This window comes from Ectopseudomonas composti, from assembly GCF_900115475.1.
Taxonomy (GTDB): domain Bacteria; phylum Pseudomonadota; class Gammaproteobacteria; order Pseudomonadales; family Pseudomonadaceae; genus Aquipseudomonas; species Aquipseudomonas composti.
This window is the reverse complement of the sequence record NZ_FOWP01000001.1, coordinates 311562-327769: the sequence shown is the minus strand read 5'-3', so window position 1 is coordinate 327769 and position 16208 is coordinate 311562. Positions and strand designations below refer to the sequence as shown.

Here is a 16208-nt window from a genome sequence, read left to right as displayed (position 1 = left end):
CTTGTTGGCTGTTGTTATTGGATGAACCGTTAGTGGGCGAACCACTGAGCGGGCACGGTGACCAGCTCGGGGAAGGCCACGAGCAGCATGAGCACGACTATTTCTGCAATCAGGAACGGGAGAGTGCCCTTGAGCAGCGCTTCGTAGCGCATTCGTCCGATGCCGCAGACCACGTTGAGCACGGTGCCTACAGGTGGAGTGATCAGGCCGATGGAGCAATTGATCATGAACAGCACGCCGAAGTAGATCGGATCGATACCGGCGGCGCTGACCACCGGCACCAGGATCGGCGCGAGCAGCAGGATGGTCGGGGTCAGATCCATGACCATGGAGATCATCAGGATCAGCAGCATCAGCACCAGGATCAGCAGCTTGGGGTTGTCCATCACTGGCTGGATCAGGTCGATGATCTGGCCGGGAATGTCGGCGATGGTGATCATCCAGGCTGGGATCGAGGCGGCGGCCACGAGGAACATCACCGCGGCGGTGGTCTTGCCGGCGTTGAGCAGCAACTCGTTGAGCTTCTTCAAGTCCAGCTCACGGTAGATCAGGGTCGAGACCAGTAGCGCGTAGACGCTGGCCACGGCTCCAGCTTCGGTCGGGGTGACAACGCCAAAGCGCAGACCGACGACGATGATCACCGGCAGCATCAATGCCCAGATGCTGTCGACGAAAGCTTTCAAACGCTCCTTGCCTGAGGCTTTCGGGCTCAGTTCGACATCACTATCGCGACGTGACACCAGCCACCAGGCCACGCATAGCGCCATGGCGATCATCAGGCCGGGGGCGATGCCGGCGAGAAATAGCTTGGTGATCGACAGGCCGGAAGCCACGCCGAGCACCACGAAGCCGATGCTTGGCGGGATGATCGAACCCAGTACCGAAACTGAGGCTATCAGGCCGCCGGAGCGGTTCTTGTTGTAGCCGGCGATGACCATCATCGGCAGCAGCAGGGCCGTCAGCGAGGCGGCGTCGGCCAGCGCCGACCCCGACAGGCTCGACAGCAGCACGCCGGCGAAGATTGCCACGTAGCCTAGGCCGCCACGCAGATGGCCGACCATGGCGATGGCCAGGTTGATGATGCGTTTGGACAGTCCGCCGTTGTTCATCACCTCGCCTGCGATGATGAACAGCGGGATCGCCAGCAGTGGGAAGCTGCCTGCAGAGTTGATGATGTTCTGCGCGATGATCTGCCCATCGAACAGGCCCAGCAGCCACATCAGCGCTACGCCGCAGAGAATCAGCGCGTAGGCGATGGGGGTGCCGATGAGGATGGCGGCCATCAGCACGCCAATGAAGACGGTGAGGGCCATTACTTGAGCACCCCGTTTTCTTGAGTGGGAGCCAGCGTTGCTGGGCCGTCACTGATCTGCTGGGCGTAGGTGCCGGCCGGCTTGCGCAGGCTATCCAGCAGTTGCACCGTGATCAGGCCGAAGCTGAATATCGAGAACACCAGCCCGGCACCGTAGAACATCCCCATGGACACACCGGTGGACGGCGCACCGACATGCAGGTTGATCAGCGTCTGTTTCCAACTGCCCTGCAGGAACAGCCAGGTGACGTAAAGCATCAGCACTTGGCTGAGTACCAGCATGCCCTTGGCGACCTTGGGCGACACACGACTGGTCAGCATGTCGACACCGATGTGGCCGTTCTCGTGGAGCATCAGTTGGGCGCCGGCGAATACCAGCCAGACGAATGCCAAGCGAGAGATCTCTTCACTGAAGAACAGACCCGAGTTGAAGCCGTAGCGCAGTACCACGTTGAGGAAGATCAGCGTGGTGATGCAGACGAGGGTGCTACAGATCAGCACTTTCAAGGTGCTGAAATAAAAATTGAGGATGGTTTTCACGATGTTCTCTCCAGCGGGGCGGCAGTTGAGAGAAATAAGAAAGTTGCGAGCCTGTTGTTTTCGGGAACTGTGAAAGTTCGCGATTCGGCATCTTCGGCCGTAGGGTCGTCATTGGGCATATGTCACCTTTATTGTTATTGGTCATACGTCGTCGTATGAGGTGTGACGATTTTTTTCTGAATGCGCGATGCTGTCACGCAGAGTCGGATTCAATGTTTTTATTAGGCTGATAAAAGCCGGGAGGCGCGGCGGGTGTGCACTTTTATCGTGCGGTCGCAGCAAAAGATGACCTGGCTTTCAGTCGCGCTGATGCCAGGTTTGGCGGGGTTTTTAGAGGTTTTTAAACGGGCGCGCGCAGGGGCGTAGTGCCGCGCCAAAAGAGGGTTCGCGGCAGTGTTTTGGCGTCACCCAAGAGAGAGCGGGTGACGTATGAGCAAAAGTCCTTTTGCATGCAGGGGTTCTTGTTGGAGAACTTTCGGTTGGTTGAATGCTTCCGTTGGGTCGTGTTGTTTGAGCTGTGGTAGTTGCGTTGCTGGAACTTTTTTTGTGGTTCGTGTTGTCTCAGGCGAACTGCGGCAGCCACAGTGCCAGTTGTGGGAAGCATATAAGCAGGGCGATAAGTAACAAGAGCACCAGGCAGAAGGGCAGTGCGCCGTATATCACGTCCATGAAGTTGCCCTTGCCACGGATGCTTTGCACCACGAACAGGTTCATGCCAAAGGGTGGCGTTATCTGGCCCATCTCGCAGAGCACGATCAGAATCACGCCGAACCACAGCGGATCGAAACCCAGTGCGACGATTACCGGCACGACCAGTGGCGCAGTGGTGATCAGCATCGCCAGGGTGTCCATGAAACAACCGAGCACGATGTAGAACATGATGATTGCCAGCAGCGTGGTCATCGGCGACAACTGCAAGTCGGTGATGAAGCTGACCAGCGATGAGGTCAAACCGATGGCCGACAACACGAAATTGAGGAAGAACGCCGCCAGGGTGATGAAAATGATCATGCCGCTGGTGCGCATGGTCGATTCGAACGCCTGGCCCAGCGTCTGCCAGGTGAAGGCACGGCGCCACAGCCCGAGGCCGAAGGCGGCGAGCACACCGAGGGCGGCGGATTCGCTGGCGGTGGCGAAGCCGCTGTAGATGGCGCCAACCACCAGCGCGAAGATTGCCAGCGGCGGCAGCAGATCCGGTAGGCAGGACAGACGCTCGGCCCAGCTGGCGTGCTGGCGATGGCCGCCCAGCTCGGGACGGATCAGGCAGGCCAGAACGATCACAGCCACGAACATGAAGCACAGCAGGATGCCGGGAATGGTCGCAGCCAGGTACAGCTTGGGCACCGACAGGTTGGCGATCAAAGCGAAGAGGATCATGTTGATCGACGGTGGAATCAGGATGCCCAGGGTGCCGCCGGCGGCGATGGAACCGAGGAACAGCGGCGCCGGATAGCCTTTGCGCTCCTGTTCCGGCAGCGCCAGGGTGGAGATGGTCGCGGCGGTGGCGACGCTGGAGCCGCTGGTGGCGGAGAACAATGCCGACGCGCCGATGTTCGAGTTCATCAAACCGCCCGGCAGCCACGACAGCCACTTGCTCGCGGCACCGTACATGCGCCCGGCGGCGCCGGAGCAGACCAGCAGTTCGCCCATCAGTACGTACAGTGGAATGGCCACCAGGAGGAACTCGGCGCTGGTGCTCCAGGCAATTTCACCGAGTGCGCTGGTCAACGGCAGGGTCGAGTAGAACTCGGCCAGCGACATGCCGAGCAGGCCGACGCTGACGGCAGCGGCCACGCTGAGGGCGAGCAGGCCGAGCAGCACGAATAGAGTGAAAATCAGCATCTAGCGTGCTCCTTCTTTGCGGCCGGAGACTTCCTCATGGATTTCCTCCTCCACCGAGTGGATACCGATCAGTGCGCTGACTGTCGTCAGACGTTGCTGGCGTATCTGCATCAGGCTGGCCCAGGCCAATACCAGGATGGTCACGGCGAAGAACAGGTAGCCGGCGAACCACAGCGACTGCGGCATCCACAACGGTACCTGCAAGGGCGTGGTGGATACCGAGCGGTAGTGGATCGAGTCCAGCAGCACCTGGCCGCTGTGCCACAGCAGCGCGCCGACGAACACCGCCATGCCGGCCAGGGCCAGCAGGTCGAGGCCGACCTTGGGTTTCAGCGGCAGGCGCGAGTAGAGAATGTCGACGCGGATGTGCGAGCGCTTGAGCAGGGCAATGGGGAAGGCCCAGCTGCTGACGATGGCCAGCACGTAACCGGCAATCTCGTCGGCACCGCCCATGGAAATACCGAACAGTTTGCGCAGGATAAGATCGATGCTGATCAGCAGGGCGCAAGCGAGCAGGGCGATTCCGCCGACCCAGGCGCTGGCGCGCACGATGCGTTCGAGCGGTGCGGGGACATCAGTCATTTGCATGCTCCATGTGCGCAGTGTCGAGTCGTGTGCCGATGGTCTTGCCGACCGTGGCGTTCCAGCGCTCCACGCAGTCCGTGCCGCAGCGCTGGCCCCAGGTTTCGGCGATCTTCATCACCGTCTCGTGCAGGTGCTGCCGTTCCTCGGCGCTCGGGGCATTGGCCTGCATGTGGGCCGGTCGGTGGATCTGGCAGTCACCGACACCGGTGTTGCAGGCCAGGGCATAGCGGTTCTCGCGGGCAGTCTCCTGCCACAAGTCATCTTCCAGCACCTGGGCCTGCTCCAGCAGCAACTGTTGGGTCGCCGCTGGCAATTGTTCCCAGCGCTTGAGGCCTATGCCGTAGAAACCGAGCGACCAGTCCACCGGCAGGTTGTAGAGGTGATTGGCCACTTCGTACCACTTGGCGGCATTGCCCGAGCCGATGCCGGTCACCGCGCAATCGATGACACCAGTCTGCATGGCGGTGACCACTTCGGCGAAGGGCAGAGTGATTGGTGAGGCACCCAGTGCATTGACCAGATCGGCCATGTTGCGCCCGCGTACGCGCACCTTGCGTCCGCGCAGGTCGTCGAGCGATTCGACGGCATCACGGCAGAAGAACACTTGAGCGGTATAGGGTACGGTGGCCAGCAGCTTGACGCCGTGGCGCTCGGCCATGCGTTGCTGCAGCACCGGTTTGTAGGCATTGGCGATGCTGCGGGCGGTGTCGATGTCGGCAGCCATGCCTGGCAGGTCGATGCCCTCGAAAGCGGGGTCGTCACCGGCGACGAAGGCGAACACGCCCATGCCGACCTCCACCGCGCCGGAGCGCAGCAGGCGCACCATCTCCGGGCCCTTGAGGCCGGTTTCGGAGAGGCCGCGCAGGCGTGCGGTGACCTTGCCATCGGAGGCGGCTGGCAGCGTCTGGCTCCAGAACGGCCGCTCGACCGTGCGGAAGCTGTAGTTGTGGCTACCGCCACCGATGACATTGAGCTGGAGCGTTGGGTGTTCCTCGGCCGGGCTGCTGGCGGCGAACGCACAGCCAAGCACGAAGAGAACCACTCCGTGGAGCAACTGCAGTTTCATGGTAGTCCTTTTGTTTTTCTTGGAGCTACGAGGCAGAAACCTGACGATGTCCTTGGCCAGTATTGTTTTCGTGTCGCCTGGCCTGGCAGGTGTTGCGGCGCCAGTGGCGCGGTATTCGTGTTACGGGGGCGTCAGCGCGGCTGGATGGCGGCATCGATGACGGCGCGCGAGCCTACGATATCGGGGAATTTCTCGCCATTGGCGAGGCGCGCCAGGGTGTGCTTTTCATTGTTCTGGAACTCGATGGCGCGCTGCGCCAGCGGCAGGGCCAGCGCTTTGGGAAGGATGACGATGCCGTTCTCGTCGGCGATCACCGCATCGCCTGGATGTACCACGACGCCGCCGCACTGCACTGGGGTACAGAACTCGCCTTCCTCGCCTTTCACCCGTGTGGTGATGGCGCTGGCGCCCCACGACCAGATCGGTACACCATGATCGCGAAGCTCGCCGAGGTCGGTGACGTAGCCATCGATAACGATGCCGGCGATGCCGGCCTGCTTGGCCGCGTAGGCCATCGCGCCACCCATGGCGGCGGTCACGCTCTCGCCACAGCGGTCGACGATCAGGAAGTCGCCAGGTCTGGCGCAGCCCATCGCGTAATGTAAGATGCCGCCGTCCGCGCCGGGCATCTTCACCGTCACGGCGGTGCCGACGCAGCGCAGATTCTTGAAGTGCGCGCGTATGCGCGGGTTCAATATGCCGGTGGTGATGAAGTGGCCGATGGTGGCCGGTTCGGCACCGGCAAGCACGTCCAGCGCGTTCTGCTCGATCGGTTCTGGCAAGGCTTCGATGATGTACATGCGTTGTTCTTGTCCACGTCATCCGAGAGGTTGAGCCGGATGCTAACAAGCCTGTTTTTATGACGATAATAAAAACGGGCGACTCGAACAGAGGGCGATTTTTATCATGCGTATTACCCTGATGCAGATCGAAGCCTTCTACTGGACGGCACGGCTAGGAGGGGTTCATGCCGCCTCGCGCCACCTGCATCTGACCCAACCGGCCATCTCTTCGCGCATCCGTGAAATGGAGTCGCTGCTCGACGTCAAATTGTTCGACCGCAGCAAGCAGCGCATGACCCTCACCCCTGATGGTCACATCGCCCTGCGCCATGCCGAGCTGGTGCTGAACAACAGCACCAAGCTGGAACAGTTCGCCGCCAAGCAGAAACAGCACCGACGCCTGCGTCTGGGGGCCGACGAGTGTTCGGCGATGGTCGGCCTGACTGCTGTTATCGCCGAGATCAAGGCTCATTTCCCGGAGATCACCCTGGAAATCACCATCGATGTCGGCGCGGTGCTCAACCGCAAGCTCAACGATCACGAGCTGGATCTGGCGCTGCTGACCAACCCGGCGACCCGTGAGGACGTCACCGATATCTTCATCGGCTGGATGACTTTTCAGTGGGTCGCTTCGCCGCAGTTCGACATCACAGCCAACCCGTTTTTACCCGAGCACGCCAGTGGCCATCCGATCGTCACTCACTCGGCACCATCGACTTTGTACTCGGTGGTCGAGAGCTGGCTGAAGAGTGGTAATGCCAGCTCGGAGGCCTTCCACACCAGCAACTCCCTGGGACTGATGGCCAAGCTGGTCTCCGCCGGCCACGCCATTGGCATCCTGCCGGTGCCGCTGATCCGCGAGATGCTGGCGCTCAACCTGCTGCGTACGTTGCCGTGCGACCCACCGATTGCGCCGGCGCGCTTCTGCGTGTCCTACATGACGGAAACGCCGGATATGCAGCTCGATGCGCTGGTATCCATTGCCCGGCAGACGCTGTTTCGCCTGCATTTTCTGGAAAATATGGAAGAGCCAGAGCTGGCGCCGCCTCTGCTCGGCGAGGACTGAGCGCGGTTACAGCGGCTTTTCCAGCTGCACCAAGGCGACGCGGCTGCCGTTCGGAGCGCGGCGTTCGACGATACCGACGGTCTTATAGCCGAGACGGGTGTAGAGCAGCAGGCCGCCAGTGTTGGCGTTGAAACAGGACACCTTCATCAGCGGCGCCTTGTAGCGCTCGCGGGCGATCTGCTCCATCACTTCCACTATGTGTTGAGCCACGCCCTGGCTGCGCGCCCAGGGCGCCACCATCAGGTTGCCAAGGGCGCAGAATTCGCCGTGCTGCCATTGGTAGAAATTGGCGAAGCCGGCGACTTTTCCAGCCAGTTCCACCACGGTGCTTTCACGCCGCTCGGCGATGGCGGCGGCGAGCTGGCCGACGTTGAGTGGCCAGATGGCCTTGGGGTAGCAGAAGAACAGTTCATCGACGTTCTGCGGGAAGCCGACCACGTCACCGAGGTCGGTGGCCGTGGCCGGGCGGTGCTGCAGGTTTGCGTTCAAGCCGAATGGTCCTTGTTCAGCGTGGTGGATACTGCGAGAGCACCTGGGTGACGGTTTCGCGGATTGCCCGTTCGCGCTCGGCCGGTGTCGGCGGCTGGCTGCGCATGACTTGCTCACCGCTGCCGCGCCAGACCAGCTTGCCGTCTTTTGCGTCGTACAGATCGATCTGCAGGGTGGCGACCTTGTAGTCCACGCGGCGCGTTTCGGTGAAGGCCGGGCCGCCCCAGTAACCACCCCAATAGCCGCCCCAGCCACCGCCGTACTGGGTGGTGATCTGATCCTGGCGCTCGTCGACGATCAGCACGCTCTGGACTTTCAGGTCGCCCTTGCCATCGGCTGCCTGGCGCAGGCCACGTTGCTCGAGTTGTTCGGCGACGGCCTGGCTGATGCGCGCTTCGGTGATGTCGCTTTTCAGGCGTGCGTCGTCGGGCTGGTAGGTCAGTTTTTCATCCATCCAGCTCCAGCTGCGGTAGGCGCCGAAGTCGCGGCTGGGGTCGAAGTCGCGCTCCAGGCTGACGCTGGCGCAGCCGCTCAGGAGCAGCGCCACGATCAGGTAGGACAGGTTACGCATGGTGCTCTCCAGGGCTGTCGATCAATAGGGTGGGTAGCCGTCCAGCGCGCTGCGGATGGCCGCACGCATGGCATCGGCCTGCGCCGCTTGGTCCTTGCCGGCCACGGCTTCGCCGTTGCCGGACCAGACCACCTGGCGGTCGTGTGGGTCGATCAGTTCGATGCGTACCACGGCCACTTTCTGTTCGTAGGTGCGCACGATGGGGACGCTGCCGTAGGCGCCGTAGCGTCGATCCCAGTGGCTGCCGGTGCCGTAGTGGCCACCGACGTTGTCCTGGTATTGGCGCAGGCGGGTTTCCTGGCTGATGCGGGCGCTGACCAGCACGTCGCCAGGTCCATTGAGCGCCGGGCGCAGGCCATACTGGTCGAGGCCGGCGCTGACGCTGTCGGCCAATTGATCGCCGCCAGGCGCGCGGCCATCCAGCCAGCTCCAGCTGCGGTAGCGGCCGTAGTCACGCGGCGCGGCAGGGTAGGCGCTGCGGTCGAAGGTGGTGGCCGCTTCGGGCGGCGCCGGTGGCATGGGTAGCGACTCGGCCTGGTAAGGGTTCTTGCTCTGACAGGCGGCCAGCAGCGGCAAGATGAATAGGGCTATGGCGGTGCGCATGGTCGTCTCCGTGGTCGCGTGCGGCATCCCCGATGGTTTCAGGCTACGCCGGCCTGCCAGCTTCGTCCAACGCGCTCAGCGTGGTCGGCAGATCCAGTGCAGGTAGCGGCCGAGCCCCTCGAAGCTGGGATGGCGGCGGTGCGCCAGCTCCATTTCCAGCAGGTCGATCAGTTCGGCCTTGGCCTGGAATTGCTGCGGCATGTAGTCGTGGAATACGCGCACGCCACTACGGCTTTCGACCTGCCAGTACGCTGCTAGTTGCGTGGCCAGTTCGCGCGGGTCGACCGGCTGTTGTGGGGTCAGGCTCTGTTTCTCGCCAGCGAAGTGTTCCTTGCGCAGTTTGCGGAAATGCCCCTTGAGCAGGTTGCGGTAGATCAGCGCGTCCTTGTTGTAGAAGGCCAGCGACAGCCAGCCGTTCTTGGCCGTCAGCTGGTGCAGCACCGGCAGGATGGCCGCCGGCTCGGCCAGCCATTCCAGCACGGCGTGACACAGCACCAGGTCGAAAGGCTCTTGTAGCTGGCCGAGCAGTTCTTGCCAGGGGGCCTGGATGAAGGTGGCGCTCTGGCCCGCTTCGGCGAAACGCTGGCGTGCACCTTCGAGCATGGGTGCGGCCGGCTCGGCCAGGGTGATCTGATGGCCACGTTGGGCCAGCCACAGGCTCATGTGGCCAAGGCCGGCACCGACATCGAGCACACGCAGCGGGCGATCCGGCAGGGCTTCGGCCAGGTCGGCCTGCAGCACGGCGAGACGGATGGCGCCCTTGGCACCGCCGTAGATCTTCTCGGCGAAGCGGGTGGCGAGTTCGTCGAAGTGACGGTCGCTCATTTGAGGAAGCGCCGTTCGTTATCGGCGAGCTTGTCGAGCACCGCCTGGTTCATGTCGATGCCCAGTTCGCTGCACAGTTGCAGCAGATAGAGCACCACGTCGGCGACTTCCTGCCCGGCATGGGCGAGCTGGTCGGCAGGCAACTGGCGCGACTGTTCTTCGCTCAGCCACTGGAAGATCTCCACCAACTCGGCCATTTCCACGCTGGCGGCCATGGCCAGGTTCTTCGGGCTTTGGTAACGACGCCAATCGTTGTGATCGCGAATGGCGTGCATGCGGGCGGTGAGTTCAGCGAGGTTCATGGTGCGGCTCCGTTCGAGCCGCATAGCTTCGGCTCGAACGACCCACGCTGCAAGCTGCGCTTTACTTCGGATTGTCTCCCCTCTCCCGCTTGCGGGAGACGACTGCATGGATGCAGGAGGTAGGGCGACGCAGGACGCTAAAGCCGAGGGGCCGGGGGAGAGGGCTGTTCGATAACACCGGTGCCGCCTGAACCACCCTCTCCCATGAATGGGAGAGGGGGCAGACTGTGCAAATCAGGCCTCCAACGGCTGCCAGCTACCCGCCATATGCGGGGTGTCACCTTCGCCGATCAAGCGGAACTGGCCGCTGGCGCCAGGCTCGCTGGCTTGCAGGGCAACGTGGGTGGGCAGCAGCACCGGTTTCTGGAAACGCACCTCCACCTCGTAGCCGGCCTGTGGCAGGTGGTCGTGCAGGGCCGCCAGGCTGCGCGCTTTGTTCCACAGGCCATGGGCGATGGCTCGCGGGAAGCCGAACAGGCGTGCGGTCACGGCGTACAGGTGGATCGGGTTGTAGTCGCCAGCCACCCGTGCGTAGCGCCGACCCGCATCGGCAGGGGCGGCCCAGTTGGCCAGTGGCGTCAGCTCCAGCGGCGGTTGTTCGGCACGTGCCGGCGCCTGGCCGTCGAGCCGCAGGGCGCGGCAGAGGATGCGGCTGTCACCTTCCCAGAGCAGGCCGAGCTGATCTTCCAGGCGGGTGATGAGGCTGAACGTGGCGCCCTTGTCGTGAGGTTGCAGGTCGGTGACCTGCACGCTGATCTGAAATGGCCCCAGCCCACCCAGTGGGCGCAACACGCGGATACGATTCTCCAGATGCACCAGGCCCAGCAATGGGAAGGGGAAACGGCGGTCGGTGAGCAACTGCATCTGCAGAGCGAAGGCGAGCACATGCGGATAGACCGGCGGCAGGTAGGGACTGTCTGCGCTGGCGCAGACCTGGCGATAGCGCGCCAGGTGCTTCGGGTCCACCTCCACGCGGCAGCGCAAGCCGATGCTGGGCAACTGGCGGCCAGTTACCTTGCGGCGCAGGGCCGCGCGCAGAAACAGGCCGGGCAGGGCCGGGGGGGTATCGAGATCGAGCCAGTCGATGGCCATTGGCGAACTCCTTGGCGAGTGAATGACGGCAGCTTAACCCTCAGACCCACGCTGGCATTGGCTGTTCTGCCCGGAACGTGCGCAGGCTAGCCAATCCGTCTGTTACGCGGTTTGCGCGCGGTGGCTCGCTGCCCCTAAGATGGCGCCGTTCACGAATAACGCTCACTAATAAAAAGAACAGCAGAAATCATGCGTGATCTGACCGACGATGTGGCGCTGATGCGCCCGGTAATCGATGCCCTGCGTGCCAGCGGAACCGATCCTGACCGCGTGCTGGTGCGCGTTGGCCTACCTCCCGGCGGGCTGCCGGCCGGCCGCTTTCCGCATGCGGCTCAGGCGGCCTTCTGGAAGGCCGCCAGCGAGGAGTGCGGCGAAGAGCACGTCGGGCTGTACCTGGCCCAGCACCTGCCAGCCTTCCATGGCCTGCTCCTGGAATACCTGTTTCTCTCCAGCGAAACTTTTGGCGTTGGCCTGCGCCATGCGCTGCGCTACGTGCGCCTGCTCTCCGACACCCTCAACGCGCGTCTGGACGTAGACGGCGATATCGCCGTGCTGACGCTGGGCGTGGAGGCCGACACGCCGCGTCATTTCCCGGAGATGCTGGCAGGGGCGGTGATCCGCCTGTTCGCGGCTTTGACCGAAAACGATTTTCGCCCGCGTGAAGTGCGCTTCATGCATGCCGAGGGCGCACCTGCGGAACGCTACCAGGCGGTTTATGGCTGCCCGGTGCGCCTCGGCGCCGAGGACTGCGCACTGCTGTTCGACGCCGCAGTGCTGGACAAAGCCTCGCGCCACGCCGCACCGGAATTGCTGCGCATGCACGAGTCGCTGGCGCGGCGGCAATTGGCGGAAGTGGAGAGGCTGGACCTGGTACGTCAGGTACGTGAGCTGATCGCCGAGTTGTTGGTCGATGGCGGTGCAACGCTGGAGCAAGTGGCGGCGCGCTTGAACATGCCTGCGCGGCGCCTGCGCGAGCGCCTGGCCATGGCCGGTGTGCGTTTCAACGACCTGATCACCGACTACCGTTGCCGCCTGGCCAAGGAGCTGTTGCTCAAGACCGACGAGCGCATCGAAGTAATCGTCGAGCGTACCGGCTTCTCCGAACCGAGCACCTTCTACCGCGCGTTCAAGCGCTGGGTCGGGGAAACGCCGGTGGAGTTTCGTAAACGCGGTAAGGCGTGAGCCGATTCGGTGGGCTAAAGCCCACCCTACAATAGAGTGGAGCTGACTGCAGGGTGGGCTTTAGCCCACCAGCTCCGCTGCCTCAGGCGCCCAGCAGGCTTTGCCCGCACACGCGCAGAACCTGCGCGGTCACCGCGCCCGAGCCAGGCTGGGCGAACCAGGCCACGGCTTCGGCGACGTCCTGCGGCAGGCCGCCCTGGCTCATCGAATTCATCCGGCGGCCGGCTTCGCGGATGCCCAGCGGAATGGCCGCGGTCATCTGGGTTTCGATGAAACCGGGGGCCACCGCGTTGATGCTGATGCCTTTCTTCGCCAGGGCCGGCGCCCAGGCCTGAGCCAGGCCGATCACGCCGGCCTTGCTCACCGCGTAGTTGGTCTGACCCATGTTGCCGGCAATGCCGCTGATCGAGGCGATCAGCACCACGCGGCCGTTGTCATGCAACTTGTCGGCGTCGAGCAGCGCCTGGGTCAGTACTTGCGGCGCCTTGAGGTTGACGTCGATCACCGAGTTCCAGAACGTGTCGCTCATCTTCGCCAGGGTCTTGTCGCGGGTGATGCCGGCATTGTGCACGACGATGTCGAGGCCGTCGGGCAAGGCTTCGACCAGGCGCTGCGGCGCATCGTCGGCGCAGATATCCAGGGTCACCGCCTGCCCACCCAGGCGCGCCGCCAACGCCTGCAGCGCATCGGCCGCCTGGGGCACATCAAGCAGCACCACCTCGGCGCCGTCACGGGCGAGCACTTCGGCGATGGACGCGCCGATACCGCGCGAGGCACCGGTGACCAGCGCTTTCTTGCCGGCCAGCGGGCGCGTCCAGTCCTTGACCTGTTCGCCGCAGGCGCCGAGACGCAGCACCTGGCCGGAAACGTAGGCGCTTTTCGGCGAGAGGAAGAAGCGCAGCGCGCCCTCCAGCTGCTGATCGCCACCCTTGCCGACATAGAGCAGTTGCACGCTGCCACCGCGGCGAATCTCCTTGCCCAGCGAGCGGGTAAAACCCTCCAGCGAGCGCTGCACGCTGGCTGCGATCGGGTCTTTGAGCGACTCCGGCGCACGCCCCAGCACCACCACGCGAGGGCTGTTGGCCAACCCCTTGAAAGCGGGCTGGAAGAAGTCGCGCAGCTCGATCAGCTGCTCGAAGCGGGTCAGGTGGCTGGCGTCGAACACCAGCGCCTTGAGCTTGGGGCCGTGCTCGGCGGTCCAGCGCGGCAGGTCGAGTTGGCCGTCACGCGCGGCGAACAACTGATCCGTGAGTTTGCTGGCGAAGGGTTGGATGGCCTTGATCAGATCGCCTTCACCGCCGAACAGCAGGGCGCCATCGATCGGTCGCACTCGGCCGGCCATCCAGCGCTCCAGGCGCACAGGCGCCGGCAGGCCGAGGGCGCCAACCAGGCGGCGGCCGGTGGAAGAGTTGGCGAAAGCGAGATAACGATCAGACATGAAGGGCTCCTGCGGGCGAATCGAAAGTCGTGCCACTGTACGCGGCAGCTGGCAAAGCGCAATTGACTCTATTGCCTCACGCGCCGGCAAGGCGGCCAATGTTCGTGCCTATCCGAGGTTTAGCCTGTACGGCCAGAAGGCTACAGTGTCAGTCTCATGTTTCTGGGAACCGGCTGACGGACAATAGTTCGCCTCAGGTTTCTTCGATTTCTCGACCAGCAAGGAGTCACCATGACCCAGTTGCGCCGGGTCGCCATCGTAGGCGGCAACCGTATTCCGTTCGCGCGTTCCAACACCGTCTACGCCAGGGCGAGCAACCAGGAGATGCTGACCAGCGCCCTCGAAGGGCTGGTGGAGCGCTTTAATCTGCATGGCGAGCGCCTCGGCGAGGTAGTCGCCGGTGCCGTGCTCAAGCATTCGCGGGACTTCAACCTGACCCGTGAATGCGTGCTGGGCTCGCGCCTGGCGCCGGAGACGCCGGCCTACGACCTGCAGCAGGCCTGCGGCACCGGCCTGGAAGCGGCGATTCTGGTGGCCAACAAGATCGCCCTCGGGCAGATCGACTGCGGCATTGCAGGCGGTGTCGACACCACCTCCGATGCGCCCATCGGCGTCAATGAGGGGCTGCGGCAGATTCTCCTGGAAGCCAATCGTGGCAAAAGTACCGGTGACAAGATCAAGAGCCTGCTGAAGATTCGCCCGCGCCACCTGGCACCGCACATTCCACGCAATGGCGAGCCGCGCACCGGGCTGTCGATGGGCGAGCATTGCGAGCTGATGGCGCAGCGCTGGGCCATCCCGCGTGACGAGCAGGACCAACTGGCACTTGCCAGTCACCAGAAGCTGGCGGCCGCCTACGCCGAGGGTTGGCACGATGACCTGATGACGCCGTTTCTTGGCCTGACCCGCGACCAGAATCTGCGCCCGGACATCAGCGCCGAGAAACTCGCGACTCTCAAACCCTGCTTCGAACGCGGCCCGCGTGGCACGCTGACGCCGGCCAACTCCACGCCGCTGACCGATGGCGCCTCGCTGGTGCTACTGGCCAGCGAGGAATGGGCCAAGGCCCGTGGTTTGCCGGTGCTGGCCTACCTGCGCGATGGCGAGGCAGCGGCAGTGGATTTTGTTCAGGGTAAGGAAGGCCTGCTGATGGCGCCGGTCTATGCGGTGCCGCGCCTGCTGGCGCGCAACGGCCTGACCCTGCAGGACTTCGACTACTACGAGATCCACGAGGCCTTCGCTGCCCAGGTGCTGTGCACGCTCAAGGCCTGGGAAGACGCCGACTACTGCAAGGAGCGCCTGGGCCTGGACGCGGCTCTGGGTTCCATCGACCGCAGCAAGATGAACGTCAAGGGCAGTTCGCTGGCTGCAGGCCACCCGTTCGCGGCCACCGGCGGACGCATTGTCGCCAACCTGGCCAAGCTGCTGTCGGTGGCCGGAGAGGGGCGTGGTCTGATTTCCATCTGCGCGGCAGGCGGTCAGGGTGTGACCGCGATCCTCGAACGGTAATCCAATACGCGTGGTCGCATGTCATCGCGGTCATACGATGTAAGCAACTCCGTGATTCGGGCGGCCACGCGTAGCGCGTGGCCGCCCTTTTTTTGGCCGGCTGCGGAGTTCAGCTCGGCGCGAAGCCATACAGCCTGGCGGGGTTGTCGACCAGGATGCGTTGCCTGAGCGCGGCCGATGGCAGCAGGCGCAGTAACTCATCGACCAGCTCGCCGTCGTTTGGGATAGGTGTTGGCAACTGCACGTGCGGCCAGTCGGTGCCGAATATGCAGTGTTCGCTGTTGGCCTCTACCAGTGCTAGGAACAATGGGTCGACGTCCTGGTAGGGGGCTCGTTGGTGTGCCGAAATGCGGTTGGGGCCGGTGAGTTTGACCCAGGCCTTGCCGTTGTCGAGCATCTTCAACAGCGCTGCGAAGCCCGGCTCTGTCGTGCCTTTATGGGCCGGAAGGTGACCCATGTGGTCGATGACCACTGGAGTGGGCAGGCGTCCGAGCTTGCCGGCCAGATCCTCGAAGCGTGAGACGTCCAATAGAAACTGCACATGCCAGCCCAGTTCTGCGATACGCCGTGAAAGCGCTTCTATGTCGCTGAACTCGACGCCACCGGGAAACACCAGATTGACCCGTACCCCTCTAACGCCCAGGCGGTCCATGTGCTGCAGCTCGGCGTCAGTGATCGCGGCATTGACCACCGCGACACCGCGCCACTCGATGGCGTCATCCGGGCGCTGGCGTGCCAGCGTGTCGAGCATCAGGCGGTTATCTGTGCCGTAGACGCTGGGTTGCACCAGTACTGCGCGCTGGAAACCCAGCGTATGCAAAAGCCGCCGGTAGGAGGCTTCGCTGGCTTCTGGCGGGGTGTAGCTGCGGATGTGTTGATAGGGGTAGTGCTCCTGCGGCCCGAACAGGTGGGCATGGCTGTCACAGGCACCAGCGGGTAGCGCTTCACGAGGCGCGCGAGGCATTGGGTCGGCGCCGGGAATGGTCGGTTGCGATAGGTTCATG

17 protein-coding genes are annotated in these 16208 nt (G+C 63.5%); 3 read left to right on the top strand and 14 right to left on the bottom strand.

Features of this window, described 5'->3' with window-relative positions:
- Nucleotides 1-29: 29 nt before the first annotated feature.
- The 6 genes from BM059_RS01500 to BM059_RS01475 all read right to left on the bottom strand — a co-directional run bounded on the left by BM059_RS01500 (nucleotide 30) and on the right by BM059_RS01475 (nucleotide 6145).
- A complete protein-coding gene (locus tag BM059_RS01500) occupies nucleotides 30-1313 on the bottom strand; it encodes a TRAP transporter large permease subunit (protein WP_037002594.1) in 1284 nt (427 codons plus the stop codon).
- Nucleotides 1313-1852, bottom strand: coding sequence for a TRAP transporter small permease (locus tag BM059_RS01495; RefSeq protein WP_074936231.1), 540 nt, complete (start codon nucleotides 1850-1852; stop codon nucleotides 1313-1315). Before BM059_RS01495 ends, BM059_RS01500 begins: the two co-directional genes overlap by 1 nt.
- A gap of 561 nt (nucleotides 1853-2413) precedes the next feature.
- On the bottom strand, nucleotides 2414-3694 hold the full coding sequence (locus BM059_RS01490) for a TRAP transporter large permease (protein WP_074936229.1): 1281 nt from the start codon (nucleotides 3692-3694) through the stop codon (nucleotides 2414-2416).
- Nucleotides 3695-4276: a TRAP transporter small permease subunit gene (locus tag BM059_RS01485; RefSeq protein WP_074936227.1), complete on the bottom strand. Its 582-nt coding sequence runs from the start codon at nucleotides 4274-4276 to the stop codon at nucleotides 3695-3697. It abuts the gene before it with no gap.
- Nucleotides 4269-5345, bottom strand: a complete 1077-nt coding sequence (locus BM059_RS01480) for a TRAP transporter substrate-binding protein (protein WP_074936225.1) — start codon at nucleotides 5343-5345, stop codon at nucleotides 4269-4271. The genes BM059_RS01485 and BM059_RS01480 overlap by 8 nt, the downstream gene beginning before the upstream one ends.
- Before the next feature lie 131 nt (nucleotides 5346-5476).
- Nucleotides 5477-6145: an RraA family protein gene (locus BM059_RS01475; protein WP_074936223.1), complete on the bottom strand. Its 669-nt coding sequence runs from the start codon at nucleotides 6143-6145 to the stop codon at nucleotides 5477-5479.
- A 106-nt stretch (nucleotides 6146-6251) separates the two neighbouring features.
- Between BM059_RS01475 and BM059_RS01470 the strand changes: the two genes are divergently transcribed.
- Nucleotides 6252-7193: a LysR family transcriptional regulator gene (locus BM059_RS01470; protein ID WP_037002609.1), complete on the top strand. Its 942-nt coding sequence runs from the start codon at nucleotides 6252-6254 to the stop codon at nucleotides 7191-7193.
- A gap of 6 nt (nucleotides 7194-7199) precedes the next feature.
- Here the strand turns inward: BM059_RS01470 and BM059_RS01465 are convergent, their stop codons facing one another.
- From BM059_RS01465 to BM059_RS01440, 6 genes are all read right to left on the bottom strand, one after another.
- On the bottom strand, nucleotides 7200-7682 hold the full coding sequence (locus BM059_RS01465) for a GNAT family N-acetyltransferase (protein ID WP_074936222.1): 483 nt from the start codon (nucleotides 7680-7682) through the stop codon (nucleotides 7200-7202).
- Between the two features lie 16 nt (nucleotides 7683-7698).
- A complete protein-coding gene (locus BM059_RS01460) occupies nucleotides 7699-8253 on the bottom strand; it encodes a DUF4136 domain-containing protein (protein WP_074936221.1) in 555 nt (184 codons plus the stop codon).
- A 21-nt stretch (nucleotides 8254-8274) separates the two neighbouring features.
- On the bottom strand, nucleotides 8275-8856 hold the full coding sequence (locus BM059_RS01455; protein ID WP_074936219.1) for a DUF4136 domain-containing protein: 582 nt from the start codon (nucleotides 8854-8856) through the stop codon (nucleotides 8275-8277).
- Nucleotides 8857-8931: 75 nt separating this feature from the next.
- The gene (locus BM059_RS01450) at nucleotides 8932-9681 is read right to left on the bottom strand and encodes a methyltransferase domain-containing protein (RefSeq protein WP_074936216.1); all 750 of its coding nucleotides are present in this window, start codon (nucleotides 9679-9681) and stop codon (nucleotides 8932-8934) included.
- Nucleotides 9678-9983, bottom strand: a complete 306-nt coding sequence (locus BM059_RS01445; protein WP_037000779.1) for a nucleotide pyrophosphohydrolase — start codon at nucleotides 9981-9983, stop codon at nucleotides 9678-9680. The genes BM059_RS01450 and BM059_RS01445 overlap by 4 nt, the downstream gene beginning before the upstream one ends.
- 234 nt (nucleotides 9984-10217) lie before the next feature.
- Complete coding sequence (locus BM059_RS01440; RefSeq protein WP_074936215.1) at nucleotides 10218-11075, bottom strand: MaoC family dehydratase; 858 nt, start codon at nucleotides 11073-11075, stop codon at nucleotides 10218-10220.
- 189 nt (nucleotides 11076-11264) lie between these two features.
- Here BM059_RS01440 and BM059_RS01435 point away from each other — a divergent pair, with 189 nt between their 5' ends.
- Entirely contained in the window at nucleotides 11265-12257 is a 993-nt protein-coding gene (locus tag BM059_RS01435) for an AraC family transcriptional regulator (RefSeq protein ID WP_074936213.1), read from the top strand.
- A gap of 82 nt (nucleotides 12258-12339) precedes the next feature.
- On the opposite strand, the gene BM059_RS01430 is transcribed toward BM059_RS01435, so the two are convergent.
- Complete coding sequence (locus tag BM059_RS01430) at nucleotides 12340-13695, bottom strand: 3-oxoacyl-ACP reductase (protein ID WP_074936211.1); 1356 nt, start codon at nucleotides 13693-13695, stop codon at nucleotides 12340-12342.
- Between the two features lie 231 nt (nucleotides 13696-13926).
- Here BM059_RS01430 and BM059_RS01425 point away from each other — a divergent pair, with 231 nt between their 5' ends.
- Nucleotides 13927-15204 carry an acetyl-CoA C-acetyltransferase gene (locus BM059_RS01425; protein WP_037000775.1) on the top strand — a complete coding sequence of 426 codons (1278 nt, stop codon included), beginning with the start codon at nucleotides 13927-13929 and terminating at the stop codon, nucleotides 15202-15204.
- A 109-nt stretch (nucleotides 15205-15313) separates the two neighbouring features.
- On the opposite strand, the gene BM059_RS01420 is transcribed toward BM059_RS01425, so the two are convergent.
- Entirely contained in the window at nucleotides 15314-16207 is an 894-nt protein-coding gene (locus BM059_RS01420; protein WP_074936209.1) for an amidohydrolase family protein, read from the bottom strand.
- Nucleotide 16208 lies beyond the last annotated feature (1 nt).

Coding starts and splice junctions, on each gene's coding strand:
- BM059_RS01425 (WP_037000775.1), top strand. CDS start 13,927: ATGACCCAGTTGCGCCGGGTCGCCATCGTAGGCGGCAACCGTATTCCG.
- BM059_RS01435 (WP_074936213.1), top strand. CDS start 11,265: ATGCGTGATCTGACCGACGATGTGGCGCTGATGCGCCCGGTAATCGAT.
- BM059_RS01480 (WP_074936225.1), bottom strand. CDS start 5,345: ATGAAACTGCAGTTGCTCCACGGAGTGGTTCTCTTCGTGCTTGGCTGT.
- BM059_RS01440 (WP_074936215.1), bottom strand. CDS start 11,075: ATGGCCATCGACTGGCTCGATCTCGATACCCCCCCGGCCCTGCCCGGC.
- BM059_RS01460 (WP_074936221.1), bottom strand. CDS start 8,253: ATGCGTAACCTGTCCTACCTGATCGTGGCGCTGCTCCTGAGCGGCTGC.
- BM059_RS01455 (WP_074936219.1), bottom strand. CDS start 8,856: ATGCGCACCGCCATAGCCCTATTCATCTTGCCGCTGCTGGCCGCCTGT.
- BM059_RS01475 (WP_074936223.1), bottom strand. CDS start 6,145: ATGTACATCATCGAAGCCTTGCCAGAACCGATCGAGCAGAACGCGCTG.
- BM059_RS01500 (WP_037002594.1), bottom strand. CDS start 1,313: ATGGCCCTCACCGTCTTCATTGGCGTGCTGATGGCCGCCATCCTCATC.
- BM059_RS01420 (WP_074936209.1), bottom strand. CDS start 16,207: ATGAACCTATCGCAACCGACCATTCCCGGCGCCGACCCAATGCCTCGC.
- BM059_RS01470 (WP_037002609.1), top strand. CDS start 6,252: ATGCGTATTACCCTGATGCAGATCGAAGCCTTCTACTGGACGGCACGG.
- BM059_RS01445 (WP_037000779.1), bottom strand. CDS start 9,983: ATGAACCTCGCTGAACTCACCGCCCGCATGCACGCCATTCGCGATCAC.
- BM059_RS01450 (WP_074936216.1), bottom strand. CDS start 9,681: ATGAGCGACCGTCACTTCGACGAACTCGCCACCCGCTTCGCCGAGAAG.
- BM059_RS01490 (WP_074936229.1), bottom strand. CDS start 3,694: ATGCTGATTTTCACTCTATTCGTGCTGCTCGGCCTGCTCGCCCTCAGC.
- BM059_RS01485 (WP_074936227.1), bottom strand. CDS start 4,276: ATGACTGATGTCCCCGCACCGCTCGAACGCATCGTGCGCGCCAGCGCC.
- BM059_RS01430 (WP_074936211.1), bottom strand. CDS start 13,695: ATGTCTGATCGTTATCTCGCTTTCGCCAACTCTTCCACCGGCCGCCGC.